Below are 26071 nucleotides of genomic sequence, written 5' to 3' on the forward strand. Positions count from 1 at the left end.
CATGACAGCAACATTGGAGCAACGCCTGGATGCCTTCCGCCGTCTCGATGACGTGAAAATGACCTTTGCCCGTCGGGACTGGTTCCCTGGCACCAGCGGCAATTTGTCCATCAAGATCGCGGATGATCCCCTGCAATTTGCCGTTACTGCAAGCGGCAAAGACAAAACCAAGCTTTCACCCGAGGATTATCTCATCGTCGATAAAGACTCTCGTCCGGTCGATGCCACTACCCTGAAGCCTTCCGCCGAGACCTTGATCCACGCTGTCGTCTATAAAAAATTCGCGCAAGCCGGTGCCTGCTTCCACGTGCACACCGTCTGGAATAATCTGATCTCAGAGCTGTACTTCGGTCAGCGCGCCTTCTCCATTCAGGGCCAGGAACTGATCAAGGGCCTGGGAATCTGGGAAGAAAATGCACGCATTACGATCCCGATCGTCGAGAACTTTGCAGATATTCCTACTTTGGCAGTCGCCATCGAAAAAGTCATCACGCCGGAAGTACCCGGTGTTCTGATCCGCAACCACGGCATCTACGCGTGGGGCGGCAATGACTTCGAGGCGAAGCGTCACCTCGAAGCATTCGAATTCCTGTTTGAGTACCACGCTCGCTGGCTGCAGCTGCGTCACGCGACCGTGTCCACTTCTACCACCACAATCTAAGGAGGGCTTCAAGCATGGCACAAGTTCGTTTTCACGATACCAACGAGTACATCAAAGGCGCTGCGGAAGTAAACGACTTCCTCAGCACCCAGGGCATTATTTATGAGCATTGGGGAGTTGATCGCCTGGCCCCCAACCTGCGCGACAACTACAGCCCGACAGAGGAAGAGAAGCAGCAGATTCTGGACGCGTTCAAACCGGAGATCGAGGACATCAGCAAGCGTCGCGGCTATCTGACAGCTGACATCATCGTCCTCTCCGACAACAACCCCAATCTGGATGAGCTTCTCGTCAAATTCAAAGCAGAGCATCACCATACAGATGATGAGTGCCGCTTCTGCGTAGACGGCCATGGCATTTTTGCGATCAAAGGCGATGACGGCCGCTACTTTGACGTAGAATTGGAGCCGGGCGACCTGATCTCCGTACCGCCCAACTTCCGCCACTACTTTACTCTGATGGATGACCGCAAAATCAAGGCGATTCGCCTGTTCGTCACCCCTGCAGGCTGGGAAGCCATCTATTAATCAACAGCACCCTGGTTGCCAACACTGCCGACCGGGGTGTTTTTTTGTTATTTGACCACGCCATTACCCTTGATCGATACTTCCGGGATGATCTGGACGGAGGCTTTGGTAAATTCTTTTGTCCAGTTATCCTTCACCTTCTTCCACTCCTCGTATTCGTAAGCCCTGGCATGCATGCCAAAACCAAATGGATCTGTGGCGGATTTCTGGCATTTTTCGATTAATTTGGCGTATGACTTGCGCAGTTCTTCCTCAATCTCCCGCTCCATTTGCTTGTATCCCTTCTCCATATCGAAAGGAAACAGTCTTTCTGTAATCGATATTTTCAGCTTCTGGCGCACCGTAAAATGAAAACGGCCATCCTGATACGAAGTCTCTATTTTATTGGATACATCTTTTATGACGATACTAACCTTGCTTTTTATAATTTTGCCACGCTCTTGATGTTCCGGTAGAAGAAAGCTCATCGCAACATCCCCTTGCTTTCCATCAAGCAACAGCAGCAGAAGAGTAGATTCTGGCGGCTCAATCAGTTTTACATAGGTTCCTTTTCCGCTCAATAGTGCAATTCCCATCACCTTCACTACCTGATTATCTTTCTTGATCTCTGTGAGTATGGGTGTAATCCCTTTTTCCAGGATTTGGCGATGCAGATCCTGCGCTTTTGTTTTGACAGTCACGTTTCTGCGGGCGGCTGTATCAATGAGCTTCGTCAGATGAAGAGCTAGGCGCGGCTTGTCCTTCGGGTTAAAATGAAATAATTCATGGACATCTCCATCGTATACAACCATTCGTGAGTTAACCGTAAGGCGCGCATCCCGATAGATCACATCCAAGTATCTGAACCACTCCGGATGTTTCAAAAACCGTTTTCCAAGAATATACACCTGAATTTTTCCTGGCAGCGTAATTCCCGTGACCACCTCGTCCAGACGGACTCTAGCCTCTCGAAAGGTATCCGCCTTCACACCGAACTCCTCCGACTTTTTCTTTGCCTCTTTACTGAAGACAGGGCTTGATAAATAAAACAGAATTTCGTTTTTTTCATTCAAGTCAATTCCAGCCATAAGCGTGATCGTCGTATCCTCCAGATCGATTCTGTCCATACAGCCGGATAAGCACGTGGTCACCATCACCAACAACAAGATTCGTATGCATGCTTTCATATTTTTCTCCCCTTGGCTGATCGATGGTATAGCCAGATAGGTCCGGATATGAGTAGAGGCACGGCATACCCAAAGACTAGGCCGGCTTGGCTCCAGAGCTCCGTCAATCTCCTCAGATCCATAAAAGTTGGCGTGTACAGCCAAAAAGCCGCCACGAGCAGAATTAAAAAGACTTTCAATTGCTTTCTAGGGTCCCATTTTTTCAGTAAGTGACTGGATGAAAAGATTGTAAAGTAGACGTAAGGAAAGATGGTCGTAGACAGCACCAGCAAGTAGAAGGACAAGAAAGTAATGTCCACTCGCTCCAGAAAACGATATTCTATGCCTTTCAGCAAAACAAGGGTAGGCCAGGTATACTTCGTGATCTCATCGGGACTGAAATACGTGAAGCAAAGTATGGTAACGTGCAGAAATACAAGCAAGGACCAGGTATTGGCCGCTACGATCCCTAGCGCTGCATACTTCTTATTATGCAGGAATGGGTATGCAAAGAAAGCCAGCTCAAATCCAAGAAAGGAGTATACCGTTAATCTAGCTCCCGAGATGATGGGACCCCACCCCTCTTTTACGACAGGAAGCAAATTCAGCCAATGGGCGTCGCTCAGCGTGATCGTCAGCACAACTGGCATCCAGAGTGTAAGATAGAAAATCAGTTCCGAATATCTTCCAAGTACATGTATGCCTTTCTGGAGGATTACATAAGTCGGAATTACAAACAGGAAAACGATCAAATAACCAGGTGTCTGCGTGAGAATCCATATATTCAAGATCCCCACCGTATTTCCAATCACCGTAATACACGCTAATAAACAGTACAAAATGATCAGGACAATCGCTGCTCTCCCTACCCATTTTCCCAAGAATAGCGGCAGCAGCTCAACAATCGTATGATTTGGATACCGTTTCATGACACTGATAATCAGCAGACTGGCGATTACGGCTGCACCCCCACCGATCAAAAGAGAGATCCACCCGTCCGTTCCTGCCGCTTCCGCCAACTCCCGAGGCATGGACAATACACCGATTCCCACCTGTGTTCCATGTATTAAAAAAATGTACTGGAGGACCGTCAACTTGGGTGGTACAGATTTGTTCATTGCTGATCCTCCTTCCTCCAGTTTTTCCCCTGTCTGCGCGATTGAGTCGACAAGACACTCGTTGGCCGGTTCTTCATGAGCCAAAGGGGAAGCCGCAGAAATGTATCCTTCAAATCCTGAAACCTTACTGGTGCAAACGGACTCGCGTAAGGTGCCCCCAGCGATTCCAAGGAGATCAGATGCCCAATCAGGATCATAAAGCCGATGACAATGCCGATGATCCCGAACATCGAAGCTAGCCCCATCATGGCGAAACGAACCAGCCTGATAGCAGCAGCCATGTCATAGTTGGGAAAAATGAACGAGGAGATCGCTGTAAACGCCACCACAATCACCATGACATTGCTAACAATCCCTGCTTGTACGACAGCCTGACCAATGACAATACCTCCGACAATCCCAACCGTTTGCCCAATCGGGGAAGGCAACCGAATCCCTGCTTCCCTCAGCATTTCCAGCGTCAGCTCCATCATTACCGCTTCGATTAAGGGCGGAAAAGGCACCCTTTCCCTTGACTCGCCCACCGTTAAAATCAAATCTAGCGGGATCAACTCGTAATTGAACGAGATCAAGGCAATGTAGAGGGCAGGTAGAAAAGTTGCAACCACCATGGCTAAAAAGCGCAACAAACGGATAAAAGAGGATACCAGCCAGCGCGTACTGTAATCGTCGACGGATTGAAAGAACGAGACAAACGTGCTTGGCGCTATCAAGACACTGGGAGACCGGTCTACTATGATGCCAATTCGGCCCTGCAACAAATGAGAAGCTGCTGTATCAGGCCTTTCCGTCGTATAAAATTGGGGAAAAGGTGAGTATGGATTGTCTTCAATCATTTCCTCCAGCTCACCGGTGTTGAGTACGGCGTCAACTGTGATAGCGGTGATCCGATCCTCCAAGATTCGAAGCAAATCCGGGTCGACAATATCTTCGACAAACATGACAGAGACTTTGCAGACTCCTCTTTGCCCGACCCAGATTTCCTTGATCTTCAGCTCTCGATTGGGAATGTATCGCCGAATCAAAGCAATGTTTTGCAAAGCCGTTTCCACAAAACCTTGATGAGCGCCCTTCAAGGAAGTCTCTAACTGCGGATCTTCAATAGCGCGTTGCGGCCATCCGTTCGTATCCAATGCATACGCTTCTCGCTGCCCTTCAATAAACAGCAAGCTGCTTCCTTGCAAAATTTTATCTTCGACAGTTCGAAAGTCGTAGACGGGTGAAATTTGACTAACAGACAACAGACCAAATATACTGATGCCTCCTTGTTCGGGTGGAGCCATAAGGGGGCGCAGCACATTGTTGTTGATGGAATTTTTGTCCACCAACCCATCCAGGTAAACCAACGTTACCTGCCCCTCCATATAGTTGCTGGTAAAGCTGCGTATAACCAGGTCAGGGGTTAGGGTAAAGATATTGGTTATCTCCTCGATATTTTCGCTTGTTCGATTACTGATCATGCGGTTTTGAGCAAGGGGAGCAGACGGGCTGATTCTCTCAGTCACAAACGCCTTTTTTCTTTTCATCCATCCTCTGATTCTCATCTTGCGGCTTTCCTGCCTCCCAGTAGTTTGTTCTGTTAGCGTTGGTGACTACTGGGAAAACTATTCACAACCGATTTGAATGGACGCTGCTTTTTAGAGATTTCAAATAAAAAAGGAGCCAAGGGAAATTTCCCTTAGCTCCTTGCTGATTCTTCCTTAGGTTCTATACCACGTATCCATCTGCTTCAATGACGCGATCGGCAATGGCTCGTTTCAGTTGAACGGTATTGATCGGTGTACGGCGAGTCAGCTTTTTCAGGATGGAGAGGCGCAGACGCAGATCGTCTCCTTCTTCCATCGCGGCCAGAGCTTCCTTCGCCCAAGCCTCTACGCGATCAAACGCTTCCTGCACATAGACGACCGTCAGATCCAGCTTTTGCTGCTCTTGCTCCAGCCCGTTGGCAGCGATCGCTTTTTCCGTCCGTTTTACGACGCTATCCATCGCATACAGCTCGATCAGCATATCGGCCGCGAAGACCAACAGCTCCTGCTCCTTGGAGATGGCTTGCTGGTACTTCATCAGCGCTGAGCCCGCGACCATCAGGATGATTTTGCGCGTCATCTCGATCAGATGCTTCTCTGCCACCAGCGGCGCGTCTTCGATCTCCTCGGGATAGTAGCTCATCAGCTCTTCCTGCAGACCTGCGGCGGCTTGCAGCAACGGCAGCTCGCCTTTCATCGCTTTCTTCACAAGCGTATCTGGGATCAGCAAGCGATTGATTTCATTGGTTCCCTCAAAAATGCGGTTGATGCGGGAGTCGCGGTACATATTCTCGATCTCATATTCGGACATGAAGCCGTACCCCCCATGGATTTGCACGCCTTCATCCACACAGTAATCGAGCACTTCGGTCGCAAATACTTTATTGATCGAGCATTCAATGGCATAATCTGCAATGGCCTTGGCGATTTCCTTCCCATCGTCTGCCTTCTCGCCCAGGCTGTTGAGCGCCACATCGAACAGGCCCACAGTACGGTAGACGGAGCTTTCCGCAGCATACGTCTTGGTCGCCATATTCGCCAGCTTGTTTTTGATCAGCGTGAAGTTGGCAATTGGCGTTTTGAACTGCTTGCGTTCCTTCGCGTAGGTCGTGGCAAGCTCCAAGGCACGCTTCGCAGAACCTACAGCACCTACTGCCAGCTTGTAGCGCCCGACGTTGAGAATGTTGAAGGCAATCACATGGCCGCGGCCAGGTTCACCCAGCAGATTTTCTACCGGTACCGGCACATCCTGCAAAATCACGGTGCGTGTCGAGGAGCCCTTGATTCCCATTTTCTTTTCTTCCGGTCCAAAAGAAACACCCGGGAATGTGCGCTCAACGATAAATGCGGTAAATTTCTCCCCGTCGATCTTGGCGTACACCACGAATACATCCGCAAAGCCCGCATTCGTAATCCACTGCTTTTCCCCGTTGAGGATGTAGTGTTTGCCATCCTCCGAGAGCGTCGCGGTCGTCTTGGCACCGAGGGCGTCCGAGCCTGAACCCGGTTCGGTCAAGCAGTACGCAGCCAGGCGTTTCCCGGACGCCAGATCAGGCAGGTAGCGGTTCTTCTGGTCTTCGTTTCCGAAATAGACGATTGGGAGAGAACCGATCCCCACATGGGCGCCGAAGCTAAGCGCAAAGCCGCGAGAGAGCGCGAATTTTTCCGTGACGAGAGCGGTGCTTACCTTGTCGAGTCCCAGACCTTCGTACGTCTCTGGCACATCACCTGCCAACAGCCCCAGTTCCCCTGCTTCTTTCAACAGACGCACGGAGATATCGAATTGATGGTTCTCGATTTCCTCCAGGTGCGGACGAACCTCATTGACGACGAATTCTTCCGTCGTTTTGGCGATCATTTTTTGTTCTTCGGTATACTCCTCCGGCACGAACACATCATCAGCCGAGCCTGCATCAATCAAAAAACTGCCACCGCGGATCAATTCTTTTGTCTCTCCCATGTCTATCTCTCCTCACATTTTGAAATTGTTGGATTGATTTACATCATTTCAAAAACGCCCGCTGCACCCATGCCGCCGCCGATGCACATGGTAACGACACCGTATTTACCGCCGCGACGCTTCATTTCATTCAGCAGCGAGACGGTCAAGCGAGCGCCTGTGCAGCCCAACGGATGCCCCAAAGCAATGGCACCGCCGTTGACGTTTACCTTTTCCTGATCGAGTCCTAATTCGCGAATGACTGCCAAAGCCTGGGAAGCGAACGCTTCGTTCAACTCGAACAGATCTACATCCTCGATCGTCAGGCCAGCCATTTTCAATGCCTTCGGAATCGCAACGACCGGACCGATCCCCATCACATCCGGGTCTACCCCGCCGACGGTAAAGGAATGGAACTTGGCGATCGGCTCCACGCCCAACTCTGCCGCTTTCTCCGCTGACATGATCAACACGGCTGCCGCACCATCGCTCGTTTGCGAGGAATTGCCTGCCGTGACGCTCCCCTTGACGTTGAAGACTGGCTTCAGCTTGGCGAGCGCTTCCGGCGTACTGTCCGGTCGCGGCCCCTCGTCCGTAGTGAAGACGCGCTCCTTGACCACCAGTTTTCCGTTTTGATCAAAGGCATGCTGCTTCACTGTGACCGGTACGATCTCATCCTGGAACTTGCCAGCCGCTATGGCTGCTGCTGCCCGCTTGTGGCTGGTCAAGGCAAACGCATCCTGGTCTTCACGGGATATGTTGTAGCGATTCGCTACCTCCTCCGCTGTGTGTCCCATGCCCATATAGGCTTCCGGCAAGGTTTCCACCAGCGTCGGGTTGAGCGCGACCTTGTGCCCTGTCATCGGCAAAAGGCTCATGCTTTCCACGCCGCCTGCCACGATGACATCTGCGCCGCCGACCATGATCTGCTGGGCGCCATATGCAATCGTCTGCAAGCCGGAGGAGCAGAAACGGTTGATCGTAATGCCCGACACATTCGTCGGCAATCCGGCGCGAAGTCCGATCAATCGCGCCATATTCATACCCTGCTCCGCTTCCGGCACGGCATTCCCGATAATCACGTCTTCAATGTCGGCCGGGTCCAACTGCGGAACCCGGCGCAACAGGTCGCGAATCACCTCTGCCCCCATATCGACGGGATGCATATCCTTCAAGCTTCCTTTTTTTGCTCGGCCGATCGCGGTGCGGGCACCTGCGACAATCACTGCTTCTCTCATCCTTTTTACCCCCCTAGTTGCGCAATGGCTTGTTTTTCGTCAGCATGTGCTGCATCCGCTGCTGCGATTTTGGAGTCTTGATCAGTTCCAGGAAGGCTTGCTTCTCCAACTCCAAAATGTATTCTTCCGTCACTTCGGTCCCTGCTGGCAGGTTGCCGCCGGACAAAACATAGGCGATTTTGCTGGCAATCAGTTCATCGTGATCGCTGATATAGCCGCTTTTCTTCATTGCGTAAATGTTCTGGCGCAATGTCGCGTAGCCGGTATCCCCGATGACGCGGACCTTGCGCGGCACTGGCGGGGTGTAGCCTGCGCGATCCATCTCCAGCACCAGCTGCTTGGCATCGTACAAGAGATGGTCCGGGTTGACGCTGATCCGGTCTGTCGGGCGCAGATAGCCCAGGTTAATGGCTTCCTGACCGCTTGTCGACACCTTAGCCATCGCAATCGTCTCAAAAGCGCGAGCGACGAACGGGAAAGGATCGACCGGGACGGTACCGCCCTGCGGCACATTTTCCATGGCACGGAAGAGCATCTCCTTGGTACCGCCGCCACCTGGCAACAAGCCCACGCCTACCTCCACCAATCCGAGATAGGTCTCAGCTGATGCCTGCACCCGGTCCGCCAGATAGCTGACCTCTACTCCGCCGCCCAAGGTCATGCCAAAAGGTGCGGCAACGACTGGGCGATGCATGTAGCGGATGGCACGCGCCGCCTTGTGGAAATTGGTCACCAGCATGTCGAGCTCGAACCAGTTCTCGTCCTGCGCCTCCATCAGCGCCATCGCCAGATTCAAGCCCACGCAGAAGTTCTTGCCCTGGTTGCCGATGACGAGACCCAGGTAGTTTTTCTTCACTTCCTCTGCGGCGAAATTCGCCATTTGCAGGACATCCATGCCTAATGCATTGTTCGGAGAGGTGAACTCCAGGCAAGCCACGCCATCTCCCAGGTCGATCAAGGCAGCGCCGGCGTTTTTCTTGATCAGCTTGCCCTGCTCCTTGAGCGCCGCCAAATTGATTTTTTCCTTTTTGCTCTCGACTTCCTTATACTTGCCGCCGATCGAAAAGACCGAGAGACGTCCCTCCTGCTTCTGGTAGAACGAGGTTTTTCCGCTTGCCAGAAGCTCTTCCACGAGGGCAGGGATTCTCTCCCCTTCTTCTCTCATACGCGCGACCGACTTCTCGACACCGATGGCGTCCCACGTCTCGAACGGCCCCAGCTCCCAGCCGAAGCCCCATTTCATCGCCTGGTCGACCGCCACGATATCGTCTGCGATCTCATACGTCTTGTCCGCGGCATACAAGAGAACCTTTTTGAAGACGTTCCAGACGAATTCGCTTCCCTTGTCTTTGCCGTAGACGAGCGCCTTCAGCTTCTCAGGCAAGGCTTTTGCCGTCTTGGCGGCATCGAGGGAGGGGAATTTCGCTTTCACGCTTGGACGGTACTCCAGCGTCGCTGTGTCGATCGCATGGATTTCTTTTCCTTGGGCGGTTTTGATTTGTTTAAAGAAGCCTTGGCCCGCCTTCTGGCCGATCCAGCGCCGCTCGACCATCTGCAAGACAAAATCCGGTATTTCAAAGACAGCCTTTTCTTCCTCATCGGAGCTTTTGTTTTTTACGTTGTTGGCGACGTGCACATAGGTGTCCAGTCCCACCACATCCAGCGTGCGAAAAGTGGCGCTCTTTGGACGACCGATCACAGGTCCGGTCAACGCGTCTACCTCGTCGACACCCAGTCCCGCCTTGACCATCTCCTGGATCGAGACCTGCAAGCCGTATGTACCGATCCGGTTGGCGATGAAGTTGGGCGTATCTTTGCAAAGGACCGTTCCTTTGCCCAGCACCCGCTCGCCAAACTGCATCATGAAGTCCACGATGGCAGGGTCTGTATCCGTGCCTGGAATGATTTCGAGCAGCTTCAGATAGCGAGGCGGATTGAAGAAATGCGTCCCGAGAAAATGCTTGCGGAACTCCTCGGAGCGGCCTTCGCTCATCTCGTTGATGGAAACTCCCGATGTGTTGGAAGAGACGATTGTGCCTGGTTGACGCACTTCCTCGATCATGGCGAACACCTTCTGCTTGATTGCCAGATTCTCCACCACGACCTCGATAATCCAGTCCACTTCCGCGAGCAAGGAGAGATGATCCTCGAAATTCCCAACTGTGATCCGCTCACTATATTGCTTATCATAGAGAGGAGCGGGTTTTTCCTTGAGCAGACGATCCTTGCCAGCCTGCGCGATCCGGTTGCGGACGGCAGCGTCAGCCAAGGTAAGCCCTTTTTTGCTTTCCTCCTCCGTCAGTTCACGCGGCACGATGTCGAGCAGATAGACGGGAATTCCTACGTTTGCCAGATGTGCGGCGATCCCGGCTCCCATCACTCCAGACCCGAGAACGGCAGCTTTGCGAATTTTGCGTTCCATCACCAAATCCTCCTCCGTTATGATCGATTATGCGGCAATCATAAAAATTTTCTGAATAGCGTGCTTTTCCTATTCATTATACGTTTTTGGCTGTCGTTCTGTCATGTAAATCATCTGATGTTTTGAATGAATACTCATTCATTTTGTGGGGAAAAAATGACATCTCACTTGCGGCCGGATGAGCCATGAGATGTTTGGTTCCACAAACTGAATCAGCGTTCAGTTGTCATTGTAATCGAAAATTCTGTCTCTTGCAAGATGAATGTAAGTCTTTAGACGTACAGGATAATCAAACCTGCGTTCCAAAAAGTTCCTCCTCGCGGTCATTACTCCCTCCTGGCTCTATACCATACACTCGACCTATCACATTTTTTACGATTGGGTGAGGTATTGTGCGAAATCAGACAGAAGGGAATACAATTCCCCACATTTCTTATTTTCAGGGAGAAAGAGGGTTGGTCCTCACTGGATTGCTTGCTTTTCTGCTTGCTGGAATATGCGCCGTTTGGGTCTTGCTGTACGGGGCATCTGTCGGCTCTGAAGGCGATGTCTCAAAAGCGTTTTCCTTCAACGCTGCACTCGGCATCTTTTTGCTGTCGACGGCTGCAATCAGTCCATTTTCGGGGATGAGCCGGATCAGCAGAACCGTTTTCCGGTGGAGCTACATCTTGCTTGCCCTTTATTCTTATTTTGCAGAAAACGTACAGAACTTTCGCGGCGTAGACCCCAGATTTCACAGCAACGGCAGTCCCTTTGATTACGTTGTATCCAACACATTTGCTTTTGTCGCGCTTCTTCTGGTCTTGTTCTATCTGTTTTTTGGTCTGTCATTCTTCCGTAAAAAAGCGTACAATCTTCATCCTGAACTTGTTTTGGGCATCCGCTACTCGATGATCGCCGTCCTCTTATCCATGGCGGGCGGGGTATGGATTTCCTTCCTACAGAGCCGTTATACCGGTCCGGACGGAAACATCATCTGGCTCCACGGTATAGGCTTTCACGCCTTGCAGGTCATTCCCGTCGCCGCCCTGTTGGCGAAGCATGCGCTGTCTGCACAGCTTCGCAGCAGGTGGATTCATCTGACTGGCCTCCTCTACTTGCTCGGCTTGATTGCGGTCGGGTGGCAAACGTATCTGGGCTTATCCGTACTCGAACTGTCACTTTTCCCCCTTCTGGCGTGGGCAAGCTTTGTGACGATCATCGCAATGGGTGGATTCCTGCTGTACAAGACCGTCAAAAATGGGCAAAGGTAGGGAATGATCTGATCCGTTCCGGTTACAAAAAGGGCACCCGCGTGGAGAGTGGGCGCCCTTCATTTCCTGCCTTATTACTGCTTGTAAATGACGTTGGCAAGCTTGCGGCCAAACGGACTGTATTTATCCTCTTCAAACACGTATTCGATCTGGTAGGTACCGTTCGCATTGTCTTTGTACTGGCCCACTACGATCAGTTTTTTTTTGTTGCCCTCATCGATTCTGGCTGTTAGATTGATATGCTCCGTATGCTTGGGCTTAAACGGGAAATCGGACCATTTTTTTAAAATGGACGAATCGAAAAACTTCGACAATCTTGCTTGATCGTTTTTTTCGTAAGCCAGGCTGGCTGCAGCCAAATAAGCTTGTGCCGCCTTGACATGACGGGCGTTGGAAGGCCCTGTAAACTGGTTGACGACATCACGCTCGTAAAAGCTGTGAAGACGGGTCAAGACCACAGCATACTGCGCTCGAGTCATGTACTCATAAGGGTTGAACTCGTCAGACGCGCCAAACAGACCGTATTCACTGATCGCGGTCGCATATGGAGAGTAGGTGTCTCGATAGTAGCTGTCCTGTTTCCATTCGTAAAAGCTGGTGAAATACGACTTGGCATCCTCTGGCTTGATATTGATTCCGCGAAATTTTTGCGGGGTCATCATATGGAACAGCACCATACTCGCCTCTTCTCGAGTGAGCGGACGCTGCAGGGCCGTCGAAGAAAGCCACCACTCCGGGTTATCCTTTTCCGGTTTGCGCATCAGCTTCCCGCTCTCAGCCAGGTACAAATAGTAAAGCATGCGATCGCCCGGGTCATAATCGGTGACAATGCCGGTCTCGATGCGGTACAGGGCTCGCAGATTGGCCAGAAGCTGCTCGATCTCCCAACGCGAGTTGTACCGGTAGTCCAGGTTGCCTTTGCGTTCAGGCTTTGCGAGGGGACCGTACACCGACTCAAACACCCGGTTCAGCAACGCGATCGCTTCCCCGCGCGAGATGTGTTTGTCTGGGTAAAATGACTGCCTGCCATCCCCCTTCAAAATCCCTAAATTGGCCAAATATTCAATATCGTCTTGTGCCCAATGTCCCCTTATATCCATATAGGGACTTTGTGCCGAGGCGCTTCCTGTCAAAGCATTTTGCGCAACCAGCAATAGCATCAGAAAACAGAACAGAATACGCTTGAAAATCATCGTTTCGTTCTCCTTTCCACCTTTTTCTAGATCTGTAATCCTCATATCGATAGGGATAAATGTAATAAGCTCACTGTCAAACAAAATACCAATTTATTGCCAGTATGTAAAGCTGATTTCGCCTAAAAACAAAGAAACTGCCCTATAGACCTAGGACAGTTGGATCAGTGTTACTTTTCTATTTTATCCATCCACTCAGGTCCCTTTTTTACCAAAACCTGATAGAGCATGAGGTTGAGGATACCAAACACCAGGAATAGGACCAAAGCCACAGGAATCAGCGAACCTCCCCAGCTGACCACCCCAAGTATCGTAATCGCAGCGAGCACTCCCCCGAACAGCAGTGAAAAAAGCGGATTGATATTTTGCTTGACCGCTTCTTGTTCTGAGGTCCAGCTCAGCTTGGGTCTTTGTAAATCAATCAAAAACCCGAACTGATTCATCAACATCACGCCAGGTATGGAGACAAATACCGCCAAGCCAGCAAGCAACGGCGTAATCGGCAAAAACCAGACAGCTATAGCCAGCAACACAAAAATGCTGAGAATGCTCAGGATTGTACCGGGGAAAAGCTTTGCCAGTAAAAACTGGCGGAAAGGCAGCGGGAAGCTTTTACTCAGGAAAAAGGCTTGCCCTTCCCTCGTGATTGCTGTCACAGAAGCAGAGTTCATTCCTGCTAAAACGATGCTGCCAGCAAGAAAAATGGCAACGCTAATTCCCCCTGTACCTGTTATCCAGCCGCGGAAAGCTTCAAGCAAATCCTTCCTGTCCTGAATTCCCACCAACGGAATCAAGATCAGAAAAGGCATCAACAGACTCGGCAACAAACAATTGAGCATATAGGCAGGAGTACGCCAAATCACTCGCCATTCCTTGATCGTGTAGGACCACCAGGCTGGGCGCATTTGAGCCAGTTTGGCAAAAGCATGCCCCTCCACCTTCCTGCGTGTGCCTGCAGAGTCACTAATGCCCATTACTCCTGCGAAGTAGAGGCGGTCTCCTGCAAAGGAAAAAAGCAGGATTCCCGCGAGTGTTGCCAGGAGAAACGCAAACAGATACCCCAGTCCGCTCCAGTATCCGCTTTCGACCAAGGCTAGTACAGCCAGCTTGGTGCTGGGAAAGATCTGTGTCGCGAGATTGAGCAGGACGTTTTCTCCGGACAAGAGTTGTTGCTGCATTTGCTCGATGTCCTCCATCGCGCTGTTTTGCCGCTGAATGAAGTACTGGAAGCCCAGCACCGCTCCAATCCCTACGATCCCGCCAATCAACCGCAAGCGATCCTTTCGCTTGCCGATATTGGTAAACCGCATGAACAGCATGACGAGGATGGACGATAGCGCCAGTGGTACAACGGGCACTACGAGAAAAAGGACGATCGCAAACAGATAATACAGCACACCAGCGTCGCTTTTGACCCCGTATACCACCAGCAAAGGCCCGATCAAGACCAACTCGGTCAGGTATTCGTAGAACAGGGCGACCAAAAACTTGGCCCCCAATATTTCCCTTGGAGCCAAGGGCAAGGGCAATAGATGCTCTACGTCCTGCGAATAGTAGAAAACCGTAATGACGTAGACGATTCCAAGCACGAAAATCGCGCAGGAGACCATCGCCAAGCCCATTCCCAAGATGGCGCTCTCTTGGCCAATCTGCGCCAGCCCATCGTACATTTCCGCGACAAACCAGACTCCACTGATGATCATTGGCAGAAACCCGATGAGCATCAGTGCAACAAGCATCAGACTTTTCCACTCGCTGCCCTTTTTTCTTGCCCCCATGCGGCTGGAGTTTTTCAGCATGATTTTGGTCAACAGCCAGATGTTATTCATGCTTGGTCAACTCCAGGAACAGACTCTCCAGCGACTCATGGGACTGGAAGTGCTCCTGCATCTGCGGGAAGGTGCCGCAGAAGAGGATCTTCCCCTTGTTGATGATCGCCACTCGGTCACAGAGCTTCTCCGCCACTTCCAGCACATGCGTCGAAAAGAACACGGTCCTGCCGCTGTCAGCGTGCTCGCGCATCATCTCCTTCAGGGTAAAGGAGGATTTGGGATCAAGCCCCGTCAAGGGCTCATCCAATATCCATACCTCGGGATGATGGACCAAGACGCCCATGATGACGATTTTTTGCCGCATGCCGTGAGAGTAGCTCTGGATGGTGTCGCCAAGCGCGTCCAGCATGTCAAAGCGCTTCGCCAGCGTTTCGATGCGGCTATTGCGCAGCTCCTGCTCCACGCCGTAGATATCCGCCATAAAGCTGACGTATTCCAGACCTTTCAGCCGTAAAAACAAGTCCGGGCTGTCCGGTACGTAGCCAAAGCGCTGCTTTGCCTTGATCGGGTCTGCAGCGATGTCGGTTCCATTGATGCGGATTTGCCCGGCATCCGGCTTGATGATCCCCGTTATCATTTTGATTGTTGTGGTTTTACCGGCTCCATTAGGACCCAGGAACCCAAATATTTCACCGTCGGGTATAGTCAAATCAAGGTTATCGACTGCCCGACGAATACCGTTATAACTTTTGCTTACACCATTCAGTTCAATCATGGCAACCTCTCCTCTTTCATAGAGAATTCCGTACTTCCCTGCTGTTTCATACGAATTAACTTATGAAAAAGTAACCGAAAAAAACGAAAGAGCCGGATCGTAAGTACCCAGCTCATTTGCCTACCTTCGTCGCTCTTTACATTGGTGGTACGTAGCTTCCATCGCGAAGCATGGTCAGCTCGCCCATGATGAACGCCAGGTCGGCATCATCCCCATCTCCGCTCTCGTCGATGGCTTCCAGCCTGCGCAGCAAAATACTGGCAAAGTCCTGGATCATGACAGGCTGTGCTTCCAAATCATTCTCGTCAAACACATCGTAGCTGGTCAGCGCCTCCAGGTGAGTCGCGAGGTGAAATCCTCCGATGTCGCCGAGAATTTCCCGCTTGTTCAATTTCGATTTTTCCAATTTTTTCAGCATGGAGACAATGTCATTGGCATACACGCTGGGGAATGCCACTTGATAAAAATTGCGGTTTTTTGCATCGTCCGTTTTGATAATCAAGATGTCGATTCCATCCGGCTTCTTTGCCTTCTTCCCAAATCCAAACATTTATTTTCCACCTCAATTGATCGATCTGCATAACTCTCTCCATGATAGACATATTCAGGTTGGGAGACAACCCCCATCCTGTTTCCTTTTTTCATTTTGACTTGGCAGGCAAATCTTAACACGTCTATTCCCTCCCGCTCCCACACACCCTAAGTAAAACTGCCAAAGAGGTGCGCAAAAAATGAAGCTAAGAAATATTTGGGTCTGTCTGCTGGTCGCAGCTTTTCTGGTAACGGGTTGCACTGGTTCCAAAGGCGGGGAGAAAAAAGAAGAAAAGACTACAAAGACACAAAGCAAGAAAGACGAAAAGACCACCAAAACAAAAACGAAGAGCAAAAAGGATAAAAAGAAGACAGTCAAAACAAAGAGCAAAAAAGCTGGTGAATCGATCAAGAAAAAGACGGTACATTCTTCGGCCGTACAAAAGCTGGGCAACAATAAAATGGACGTCGTCCTGTTTTTGAACCGTGCGGAGAACGTCGTGTCGGACGTCTACTTCGCTACCCTGGAGCACAAGGGAAAAACGGTAACGGAGGACGGCAAGCATTATCGGGAGCTGCCCAAACGCTTTGACACCAAGGAAAAGATCGTATCGCACTTCAACCGCTACTGGAGCCGACCATTGGCAGAAAGTCTGTATGACAATCTGTCCACCAAGCAAATCAATAAGAAAATGTATATCTCCATTCCAAATGTGGATTATCCGATGATGATTTCCGTACGAAATACGACGGTTCAAAAACAGGACGATCACGTGCGCGTCACTGTCAAGAATGTGACAGACCCTGCCTACTCCCCTGACCGTACTCTCCACTATCTTCTCGGACGCGACGGCAAAACCAAGCGCATTGAGATCGAATCCCGTACAGGGACCTATGGAAAAGAACATTTTCAATGATTCCCTTGACATTTCGGTAAAGAAAAGTGAATAATAGTTAATTAATAACGCGCATATGGTCGCTATGACGGGGAAAAGTAGAACTGCCCTTCAGGTCCAGAGAGCGAAATCCACTGGCTGAGAGATTTCGTCCTTGAATCAGTTTGAACCCACCCTTGAGCTTCCAGGGATGACCTGGACAGGTTTCTTTCACCTGTTATCCAAGAAAGAGAGCCGGACGCTACCAGCCTGAAGCATCGCTTCTCGCTGCAAACGTCAAGTAAGGTGGTACCGCGGAGGTCTTCAAGCCCTTTCGTCCTTATTCAAGTGACGAGAGGGCTTTTCTATTTTCAACGTAAATCAGGAGGAAGCACGATGAAGAAAGGAAAATTGCGGTTGGTTGTAAAGGTGGGCAGCAGCTCATTGGCAGCTGAAAGCGGCGGGGTCGATCCAGAGAAAATGTCACTGCTCGTCTCGGCAGTCCATCATCTGCGCGAGGCTGGTCATCAGGTCGTACTCGTCTCATCAGGAGCAGTAGCTAGCGGTTATCAAAAACTGGGGTACCAGCAACGACCGCGAACCCTCTCCGCCAAACAGGCAGCAGCAGCCATCGGGCAAAGTCTCCTGATGCAAACGTACACACAACTATTCGCTGCCCATCAGTGCAGTGTAGCGCAAATTCTTTTGACCCGCGGCGACTTTTCCGATCGCGAACGCTACCAGCACGCATTTCAAACCTTGTCCTTGCTGCTCGACAGACAGATCCTGCCGATCATCAATGAAAATGACACTGTATCCGTGGCGGAGCTGACGTTTGGCGACAACGACATGCTTGGTGCCCTGGTAGCCGGTCTGGTCCATGCCGACTTGTACATGATACTGACAGACACCAACGGTCTGTACGACAAGGACCCTCGTTCCAACGCCGACGCGTCGCGCATCCCTTGGCTGGCAGAAGTGACCGAAGAGGTGGAACAGCTAGCAGGAGGCGCTTCCCGGCTGGGAACAGGAGGCATGCGCTCCAAGCTGATCGCAGCGAAGACAGCACAAGGCTTGGGGATCCCCAGTTTTATCGGAAAATTGGAGCAACCGCAAGACCTGCTGGCAGTCGTGTCCGGAGACGGCAACGGCACCTATGTCAATTACCGGCCCGAAGAGCCCGCTCCAAGCGGTTTGCCTACTCGCAAGCAATGGATCAAGCTGCACTCCCCTACCCGCGGCTCGATCACCATTGACGAAGGCGCTGCAGAAGCGATTCTCGAGCAGAGACGCAGCCTGCTTCTGGCTGGCGTACGCGACGTAAACGGGACATTCTCCCCTGGTGAAGTCATCGAGGTGTACTGTGGCGGCGAACTGATCGGCCGCGGAGTCAGCCGTTTCGCAGCGGAAGAACTGGCAGAATCTCTTTCTACCGCCAAGACAGCGCGACGCAGCGGCACCGTGATCCATCGCGATCAGTGGACAGAGACGATCTAAACGAACGGTTTCAACCGATGTATGCCATCGGATTCTATAAAATGATGAGAGAGAAAAGGAGAGGGAGATTATGGGGAACTGGAAGCAGCAGCTTCAGGAGCAATTGCGATTGGCGAAGCAAGCATCGCGCAAATGGGCATTGTTGACCACCGAAGAGAAAAACAACGCGTTGACCGCGATCGGGGAACAGCTTCTGGCAGACGAGACTGCCATTCTGGAAGCAAATAAGCAGGATTTGGCCCGTGCAGAAGCAGATGGGCAAGCTAGCTCGTATCTGGACCGTCTCCGTCTGACACCGGAGCGTATCCGCGATTTGGTCGACGGTCTGCAGCAGCTCGTCGCTCTGGAGGATCCGGTCGGCCAATCGATGGACCGCTGGACTCGTCCCAACGGACTGGTCATGGAACAAATCCGCGTGCCGCTCGGCGTGATCGGCATGGTCTACGAGGCCCGCCCCAATGTGACGATCGATGCCGCAGCCATTGCCTTGAAGACCGGAAATGCCATCGTTCTGCGCGGCAGCCACAGCGCGGTGAACAGCAATCTCGCCCTCGCCCGGAGCATGCGCGACGCTCTGACGAAAAGCGGCCTGTCTCCTGAGGCCGTCCAATACCTGCCTTTTGCCGAGCATGAATCCGTCGACATGCTGTGTACCGCGAACGGTCTCATCGACGTGATCATTCCACGGGGCGGAGCCGGATTGATTTCCCGCGTGCTGAAAACCGCGAGCGTCCCTGTGCTGGAGACAGGAGTCGGCAATTGCCATATTTTTGTGGAGCGCACAGCCGATTACGCTATGGCGGAAACGATTGTCCTCAATGCCAAAACCAGCCGTCCTTCCGTCTGCAATGCGGCGGAGAGCCTTCTCCTCGACCACGAATGGCCGCTCGCTTCGCAGCGCGATCTCTTGCAGCGTCTGCATGATGCAGGGGTAGAAATTCGCGCGTGTGAACGGACACGAAAGCAGCATCCCGAGCTCTCCTCTTTCCTGAAGGAAGCAAACGAAGAGGATTGGGATACAGAATACATCGACCTGATTATAGCGGTGCGCACCGTGGAGAGCCTGGAGGACGCATTAGAGCATATTTCGCTGCACAGCACCGGCCACTCCGAAGCCATCGTGACTGAAAACGAAGCCGCTGCTCAGCGCTTCCTGGCAACAGTGGACGCCACGACTGTTTATCACAATGCGTCAACCCGCTTTACGGACGGCGGAGAATTCGGCTTCGGCGCAGAGATCGGCATCAGCACACAGAAGCTGCATGCACGCGGCCCAATGGGCTTGCCTGCACTCACTTCCTATAAATACGTCGTACGCGGCACAGGTCAGATCAGATAGTCCGGAAAGGAGGCAACATCTATGAACCCGCAACAGGGTAGTTCCATTGAAGGACAAATCGGTTTTCTGGGAGCAGGCTCCATCGTTGAAGCTATGCTTTCTGGCATTATCAAAAAGGGACTTGTCTCCCCGAGACAAATCCTGGTATCCAACCGAAACAATCAAGAGCGGCTTGATCAGCTGGCCCGTTCCTTTTCGGTACAGGTCACGCAGGACAAACACGCTCTTGTACAGTCATGCGACATCCTGATTCTGGCGATAAAGCCCAAGGATGCGGCAGAAGCGCTGATGGAGCTTCGCGGAGCAGTCCGTCCAGGGCAGTTGGTCATCTCTGTCATCGCCGGAGTCGCCACTTCCTTGATCGAGGAGTGGCTGGGCGTGGAGTGCTCGATCATCCGGACGATGCCCAATACCTCTTCCGCAATCGGTCTTTCTGCCACAGGTGTTGCCTGCAACCGATTTGTATCAGAGGCTCAGCTGCAGATTGCCACCCAGCTCTTTGAATCAATCGGCACTGTCTATACCGTAGCTGAAGAGGAGCTTGATATTGTTACAGGACTCTCCGGGAGCGGCCCAGCTTATATCTACTACCTCGTCGAAGCCATGGTGGGGGCCGGGACCAAGGCTGGCCTACCCCGCGAAACTGCTCGTCAGCTCACCCTGCAAACCCTTTTGGGTGCTGCGCACATGCTGCTGGATACCAGTGAGGAGCCTGCTCTCCTGCGTCAAAAGGTAACCAGTCCAGGCGGAACGACGCAAGCCGGGCTGGAGGTCCTGGAGGCGTATCAATTCCAGGAGGCCGTCTCTTCTGCCATTCTGCGTGCGACAGAGCGTTCACGGGAGCTGGGGGCGCAATACCGGTAGTTTTTGCTGGTCTACCCCCGCTGATGTATACTGAATGCAACTGTAACAATACGGAGGTTCTCATGAACATATACGCCTTGTATGGGACGAGCGGAACGGGCAAAAGCTCCATCGCACTGGAATTGGCCCATCGCATGCAAATCGACGCGATTATCGACGATGGGATTCTGATTTACCAGGGACGCAAAGTGGCGGGTACCTCCGCCAAGTACGAAAAGACCAAAATACAGGCCGTCAAACGCGCTATTTTTCACTACAAGGAGCATGCCAGTGAGGTAAGCAATACGTTAACGTCGCTTGCTCCAGAACGCCTGCTGATCCTGGGGACGTCGCAGCGGATGATCGAACGAATCGTGGAGGCGCTCGGATTGGCCGAACCAGACGAGTACATTCCCATCGAATCGATCAAACGCCCCCAAGACATCGAGGCGGCCCGCTACATCCGGGAGACGATGGGCAGACACGTGATCCCTATTCCCCGCGTAGAGGTAGAGCAGGATTTCCTTACGAGTCTGCTCTCTTCTGCCACACGGATCTTCTCCTCCAAAAAGGAAATTGGCGGTGAGTCCACTGTGGTTCATCCCCCCTTTTCCGGTGGCCGCATTATTATTCATCCGCAGGTGCTGCGAAAAATGGTGCAGGGAGTGTGCAATCAATACGAGGAAGTGGATGAAATTCTCAAATCGAGAGCATCGTTTGACGATTTGCCGCGAATCGAGTTGACTTTGTCCATGAAGGTTCCCTACGGCTCGTATATCCCTGAACGGATTCGCGCGCTGCAGTCAGAGCTGTATGAGGAGATCAGCTATTGCTTGAACATTGCTCCCGCTAGTATTGACATACAGGTGGTCGGTTTGCAGTTTTCGGAAAATGGAGTCCAATAGTTTTCATGGGACGTGGGTATTCACCCGCGTCTTTTTTGATTGTTATTGGCTAACCAGCGATTGAGGTACGAATTCTGGTCGGGGCAAACCCAAATGGTCGCGCAAATGGTTACCTTCGTATTCCTTTCGAAACAATCCTCGCTGCTGCAATACGGGAATCACTTGGTCAATAAATTCTTCAAACAGCGTTGGATAGTATGGAATCAATAGATTAAATCCATCTGCCGCTTCTTGGTTGAACCATTCTTGCAACTGATCAGCAATTTGTTCAGGAGAGCCAAAAATGAGTCGATGGCCTCGTGCACCCGCGACTTTTTTGTACAGTTGCCGTATCGTCAATTTCTCCCGTCGAGCCAAATCGATAATTAGTTGACGGCGACTTTGGTTTCCGTTGGTCGCTGGAATTTCATCGGGTAATTCACGGTCCAAATCATAGTGAGACAGATCCAAACCTCCCAAGTAATCCGATAAAAAGGCCAATCCAATATCTTCAGGAATCAAGTTTTGCAGCTCTTCGTATTTAGCGCGCGCTTCTTCCTCTGTTCTACCAACGATCGGTGATACACCAGGTAATATTTTGATATGGTCGGGATTCCTCCCCAAACGCTTCGCCGTTTCCTTGATATCCCGATAAAACGCTTGTGCTTCTTCCAGCGTTTGCTGTGCGGTAAAAATGACTTCTGCTGTCTTCGCAGCAAATCTCTTGCCGCGTGGCGAAGATCCTGCTTGAATTAATACCGGATGGCCTTGAATGGGACGGGAAGCATTCAGAGGACCTTTCACCTGGAAGTATTTCCCTATATGATTTGCCGTGTGCAGCTTGTCTTTTTGAAAATACACTCCGGCCTCTTTGTCGCGGATGAGCGCATCGTCTTCCCAGCTGTTCCACAGTTTCTTGACCACTTCTACAAATTCCTCTGCAATCGCGTAGCGCTCATCATGTTCCGGGTGAGAAGACTTGCTGAAGTTGTACGCATCATTTTCGTAATAGGAGGTTACAATGTTCCAGCCTGCTCGACCTTTGCTTACATGGTCAATCGATGCAAATTTTCTCGCTACGTTAAATGGTTCGTTATAGGTAGTGCTTACAGTCGCAACCAATCCGATCTTTTCCGTCACCGCTGATAATGCTGAGATCAACGTCAGCGGCTCGAATCGAACCATTTCAGATGGATGGCTTTTTTCTGTCAAAGAGAGTGCGTCACTGATGAAGAGCATGTCCAGTTTTCCTCTTTCAGCAATTTTCGCCAGCTCTTTGTAAAAGTCAATATTTTCATAACCGTTTTGCGGTGTATTCGGATGGCGCCAAGCTGCAATATGATGACCCGATCCCATCATGAATACCCCTAAACTCATTTGTCTTTTCGCCATTGCTGAGTCCCTCCATCTGCTCTGCTATCTTCACAAAAAATCCCCCTTTTGTTCTTCTGTTGCCAGCTAACAAGACAAGGGGGACAACGCTTTAACTTAAGCCCGCCAACGAAGCAAGCGCTTTTCAAAGGCTTTGGCAATCAAATCGGATAGTTTGCCAAGAGCCGCATAGATCATGATGCTCAGGATAATCACATCCATTTGCATAAAATCTCGCGCATTCATGGCCATGTAGCCAATCCCGGAATCAACGGCCACGGTCTCTGAGACGATCAATGTCAACCACATGATGCCTAAAGATTGTCTGACGCCAACAAGCGTTGCAGGCAGTGCGCCTGGCAAGACGACCTTCTTAAACAATGTCCAGCCCTTTAGCCCATAAACTTTCGCCATCTCGATCAGACCCTTGTCGATGGAGCGAATTCCATAAAAGGCGTTTACATAGACAGGAAAAAACACACCCACTACGACGAGAAAAATTTTGCCCTCTTCGCCTATCCCAAACCAAATGATAACAACTGGGATCAACGCCAAATGAGGAATATTACGGATCATTTGAAGAGTTGAATCCAATAACTTTTCTGCTATTGGATACAAACCGTTCAAAAGTCCGAAGAACATGCCGATTGCGACGCCAATCACCAGCCCTGTCAAAGCCCGCTGTGAACTTGCCCACGTATGTGCCAAAAGCTCCCCGCTTAACGTCAATTTGAAGAATGCCGTCAATACCGCTACCGGGCTAGGAAATAGCTTCGTATCCACCCAAGCCAATTCAGTTGCCGTGTACCAAATGATCAAGACTAGAAGAGGGATCATGAAAGGAATCCATTTGTCTTTATTCACAGCATCCTTACCTCCCTCTGAGTACTGTCCACTTACTTGAGAACCCAATTGAAGTTTTCGTCAGAAGCATTCAATTTCTCCGGAATGACTCCTTGTTCGTAGAAAAAGTCGGAAATGTTTTGCAGCGGTTCGATTGTAACTTCACTCATCGGCAGAATTTCACGTGTTCCCCCACGCTCCTCTACTACCTTTAAAATATCTACATTGGAGCTGTATAGATTGGCCAAGATTTTTGCGGCTTCATCTGTATTCTCGTTTGCCCACTTTCCTACGATTCCGAGTTCATCAAGAATGATTTTGATTGCATGGGGGTGTTCATTTGCAAATTTGCGTTCAGCGTAATAGAGATTCTCGCCCTCAAGAGGTGCTTTATCCCCAAATACAGATGTATTGTCCGCAATTACGCGAGCATCAAACGACGCCTCAGCCTCTGCAGTAAACGGGTCCCAGATTGCCCATGCATCAAAATTTTTGCTGCCAAATGCAGAGAAAGCCTCTGCAGGTTGGATAAACTGCAGCTGAATATCATTCACGCTGAGCCCCTCTTTTTCCAATGCACGAACAAGCATGTAATGCTGCGTCGTTCCCTTTGAAACCACTACTTTCTTCCCTTTCAAATCTTTCACAGATTGAATACCCGAGTCGCCTCGAACAATGATGGACGATCCACCCGATACACCAGTTTGAGCACCAATCCGGACAAAGGAGCGCCCCGCTTGTTGCGCGTAGATGCTGCCTGTCGCTCCGCCACCACCAAACACGATACCGCCGTCTACCATGGCTTCGAGCATGGCTGGGGGAGCGGCAAACTCGTTCCAGGAAATCTTGAATCCTTCAGCCTCCAGGCGCTCTGCCAAGTTGCTTTTTTCTTTCAATAGACTGAGCAATGGCATCCCTTTTTGATAGCCCAATTTAATCTCTACCAAATCTTTTTTCGTTGGATCTGGCGCTGTACTGCCTGTCGATGTGTTCGACGACGAGTTGTTTCCTGAGCAGGCCGTCAACAGCAATACAAGCACCATAGCTAAGCTGATAACTATTTTTCTGGATGTTGTTTTCATGGTTCTACCCCTCATCGTGAAACCCAATTTAAATTTTCATTTACGTTCGTAAACAAATCGATGCCATCTGCGGTGACGACAAACGTATCTTCTACGTTGTATCCGCCTGTCGTACTGTAATACGGGCATTCGAAACAAAGGACCATGCCTTCCTCAAACACCCAGTCGCTTTCCGGCGAAATCAACGGATACTCTTCGATGAAGGTATCCACACTGATGGAGTGCCCAACATGACCGCGAGCATATTGCGAGATCCCTGTCTCCTGAACTGTTTTCTGAGTAACCTCAAAAACCTCCGCAAACTTCACACCTGGTTTGATGAGTGACAGACCTTTTTTAAACCCGGCAAGGATGGCTTGATATTTTTCCTCCTGTTTTGGGGATGCTTGTCCGCCAATCACGAACGTACGTGCAATATCGGATTGGTAGCCAAAGTACGTAACGCCACCATCCAAACGCACAATGTCCCCTGCTTGCAACACGTAATCTCGCGGGATTGCCGCCGCAGAATAGTTCGGACCAACCGAACTGATCATCAGTGCTTCCGTTACATGTTTATCGAGGGCATAAGCATGCTTTTTGTAAATCGCATGCACGTCTACCTCTGTGTGCCCTGGTTGTAATTCCTTCGCTGTCAAGTAAAAGGCTTCTTCTGCAATCTGGGCCGCTCTGCGCAATACTTCTATTTCCCATTCCGTCTTGATCGCACGCGCTTTATTGAAAGGGCCCGTTCCATCCACAATGTGCTTTCGACCGAATATCGCGGAAAGCCGTTCCACGTCATCCCAAGTCAAACTGCTGCGCTCAACAGCAAGAATGGGGTCTTCCTTGAAGCTTTTTATCGCATCGACAGCGATATCAAATGACTGCCCCAGATTCATTTCTGCCGTTTTCTTGATGGTAGAGGCTTCCTGCGAATCATCCTCGATAAAAATCCAGGAATTGTACTTCACGATATCTACATCCGTTGTCTGATACTCGGCTGCCTGCTTTTCAAAATCATTTACGATGAGCTTTATGTTCCCCTCAGCTGGAACAACTGCATAAGCAACACCAGGCTTTTTCATCAAGCCCAGAAATCTGCTGGAAAACCCTGTTGCATAATAAATACTCTCTTGTTTTGTCAACAATAGGACATCAATGTTATTTTTTCTCAGCTCCCCTTGCAATTTAGCTTGTATCTCTTTCTGATTTCTCGTAATTTGTTTATTTCCGACCACTGTCATCAGAATTCTCC

Annotated in this window: 22 protein-coding genes; 8 read left to right on the forward strand and 14 right to left on the reverse strand. The window is 50.8% G+C overall.

The window, feature by feature from the left end; genetic code table 11:
• Position 1: 1 nt before the first annotated feature.
• Together T458_RS48490 and T458_RS48495 are read left to right on the forward strand one after the other, a co-directional pair.
• Complete coding sequence (locus T458_RS48490; RefSeq protein WP_023558373.1) at positions 2-661, forward strand: methylthioribulose 1-phosphate dehydratase; 660 nt, start codon at positions 2-4, stop codon at positions 659-661.
• A gap of 14 nt (positions 662-675) precedes the next feature.
• A complete protein-coding gene (locus tag T458_RS48495; protein ID WP_023558374.1) occupies positions 676-1188 on the forward strand; it encodes a 1,2-dihydroxy-3-keto-5-methylthiopentene dioxygenase in 513 nt (170 codons plus the stop codon).
• A 47-nt stretch (positions 1189-1235) separates the two neighbouring features.
• Here T458_RS48495 and T458_RS48500 read toward each other — a convergent pair whose 3' ends face one another.
• From T458_RS48500 to T458_RS48525, 6 genes are all read right to left on the reverse strand, one after another.
• Entirely contained in the window at positions 1236-2354 is a 1119-nt protein-coding gene (locus tag T458_RS48500) for a Ger(x)C family spore germination protein (protein ID WP_023558375.1), read from the reverse strand.
• Positions 2351-3451: a GerAB/ArcD/ProY family transporter gene (locus T458_RS48505; protein ID WP_023558376.1), complete on the reverse strand. Its 1101-nt coding sequence runs from the start codon at positions 3449-3451 to the stop codon at positions 2351-2353. The genes T458_RS48500 and T458_RS48505 overlap by 4 nt, the downstream gene beginning before the upstream one ends.
• Positions 3448-4995, reverse strand: coding sequence for a spore germination protein (locus T458_RS48510; RefSeq protein ID WP_023558377.1), 1548 nt, complete (start codon positions 4993-4995; stop codon positions 3448-3450). The genes T458_RS48505 and T458_RS48510 overlap by 4 nt, the downstream gene beginning before the upstream one ends.
• Before the next feature lie 163 nt (positions 4996-5158).
• The gene (locus T458_RS48515; RefSeq protein ID WP_023558378.1) at positions 5159-6937 is read right to left on the reverse strand and encodes an acyl-CoA dehydrogenase family protein; all 1779 of its coding nucleotides are present in this window, start codon (positions 6935-6937) and stop codon (positions 5159-5161) included.
• Positions 6938-6975: 38 nt separating this feature from the next.
• Positions 6976-8154 (reverse strand): acetyl-CoA C-acetyltransferase, encoded by a 1179-nt coding sequence (locus T458_RS48520; RefSeq protein WP_023558379.1) that lies wholly within the window; start codon positions 8152-8154, stop codon positions 6976-6978.
• 13 nt (positions 8155-8167) lie between these two features.
• Positions 8168-10576, reverse strand: coding sequence for a 3-hydroxyacyl-CoA dehydrogenase/enoyl-CoA hydratase family protein (locus T458_RS48525; protein WP_023558380.1), 2409 nt, complete (start codon positions 10574-10576; stop codon positions 8168-8170).
• A 392-nt stretch (positions 10577-10968) separates the two neighbouring features.
• On the opposite strand from T458_RS48525, the gene T458_RS48530 reads away from it, so the two are divergent.
• Entirely contained in the window at positions 10969-11829 is an 861-nt protein-coding gene (locus tag T458_RS48530; protein ID WP_023558382.1) for a hypothetical protein, read from the forward strand.
• Between the two features lie 74 nt (positions 11830-11903).
• On the opposite strand, the gene T458_RS48535 is transcribed toward T458_RS48530, so the two are convergent.
• From T458_RS48535 to T458_RS48550, 4 genes are all read right to left on the reverse strand, one after another.
• The gene (locus tag T458_RS48535) at positions 11904-13022 is read right to left on the reverse strand and encodes an S-layer homology domain-containing protein (RefSeq protein ID WP_023558383.1); all 1119 of its coding nucleotides are present in this window, start codon (positions 13020-13022) and stop codon (positions 11904-11906) included.
• Between the two features lie 170 nt (positions 13023-13192).
• Positions 13193-14851, reverse strand: coding sequence for a putative ABC transporter permease subunit (locus tag T458_RS48540; RefSeq protein ID WP_023558384.1), 1659 nt, complete (start codon positions 14849-14851; stop codon positions 13193-13195).
• Positions 14844-15569: an ABC transporter ATP-binding protein gene (locus tag T458_RS48545; RefSeq protein WP_023558385.1), complete on the reverse strand. Its 726-nt coding sequence runs from the start codon at positions 15567-15569 to the stop codon at positions 14844-14846. Before T458_RS48545 ends, T458_RS48540 begins: the two co-directional genes overlap by 8 nt.
• A 136-nt stretch (positions 15570-15705) precedes the next feature.
• Entirely contained in the window at positions 15706-16119 is a 414-nt protein-coding gene (locus tag T458_RS48550) for a hypothetical protein (RefSeq protein WP_023558386.1), read from the reverse strand.
• 181 nt (positions 16120-16300) lie between these two features.
• On the opposite strand from T458_RS48550, the gene T458_RS48555 reads away from it, so the two are divergent.
• The 5 genes from T458_RS48555 to T458_RS48575 all read left to right on the forward strand — a co-directional run bounded on the left by T458_RS48555 (position 16301) and on the right by T458_RS48575 (position 21559).
• Complete coding sequence (locus tag T458_RS48555) at positions 16301-17017, forward strand: DL-endopeptidase inhibitor IseA family protein (RefSeq protein WP_023558387.1); 717 nt, start codon at positions 16301-16303, stop codon at positions 17015-17017.
• Positions 17018-17371: 354 nt separating this feature from the next.
• Positions 17372-18472 carry a glutamate 5-kinase gene (gene proB, locus T458_RS48560; protein ID WP_023558388.1) on the forward strand — a complete coding sequence of 367 codons (1101 nt, stop codon included), beginning with the start codon at positions 17372-17374 and terminating at the stop codon, positions 18470-18472.
• A gap of 70 nt (positions 18473-18542) precedes the next feature.
• Entirely contained in the window at positions 18543-19811 is a 1269-nt protein-coding gene (locus T458_RS48565) for a glutamate-5-semialdehyde dehydrogenase (RefSeq protein ID WP_023558389.1), read from the forward strand.
• Between the two features lie 21 nt (positions 19812-19832).
• Positions 19833-20675 (forward strand): pyrroline-5-carboxylate reductase, encoded by an 843-nt coding sequence (gene proC, locus T458_RS48570; RefSeq protein WP_023558390.1) that lies wholly within the window; start codon positions 19833-19835, stop codon positions 20673-20675.
• Between the two features lie 62 nt (positions 20676-20737).
• Positions 20738-21559, forward strand: coding sequence for a hypothetical protein (locus T458_RS48575; protein ID WP_023558391.1), 822 nt, complete (start codon positions 20738-20740; stop codon positions 21557-21559).
• 42 nt (positions 21560-21601) lie between these two features.
• Here the strand turns inward: T458_RS48575 and T458_RS48580 are convergent, their stop codons facing one another.
• From T458_RS48580 to T458_RS48595, 4 genes are all read right to left on the reverse strand, one after another.
• Positions 21602-22930, reverse strand: a complete 1329-nt coding sequence (locus T458_RS48580) for an LLM class flavin-dependent oxidoreductase (protein ID WP_023558392.1) — start codon at positions 22928-22930, stop codon at positions 21602-21604.
• Positions 22931-23026: 96 nt separating this feature from the next.
• The gene (locus T458_RS48585; RefSeq protein WP_051410123.1) at positions 23027-23746 is read right to left on the reverse strand and encodes an ABC transporter permease subunit; all 720 of its coding nucleotides are present in this window, start codon (positions 23744-23746) and stop codon (positions 23027-23029) included.
• 59 nt (positions 23747-23805) lie between these two features.
• Complete coding sequence (locus T458_RS48590) at positions 23806-24834, reverse strand: aliphatic sulfonate ABC transporter substrate-binding protein (protein ID WP_023558394.1); 1029 nt, start codon at positions 24832-24834, stop codon at positions 23806-23808.
• 11 nt (positions 24835-24845) lie between these two features.
• A complete protein-coding gene (locus tag T458_RS48595) occupies positions 24846-26060 on the reverse strand; it encodes a M24 family metallopeptidase (RefSeq protein WP_023558395.1) in 1215 nt (404 codons plus the stop codon).
• Between the last annotated feature and the right edge of the window lie 11 nt (positions 26061-26071).

The sequence above is a fragment of the Brevibacillus panacihumi W25 genome, from assembly GCF_000503775.1.
Classification (GTDB): Bacteria; Bacillota; Bacilli; order Brevibacillales; family Brevibacillaceae; genus Brevibacillus; species Brevibacillus panacihumi_A.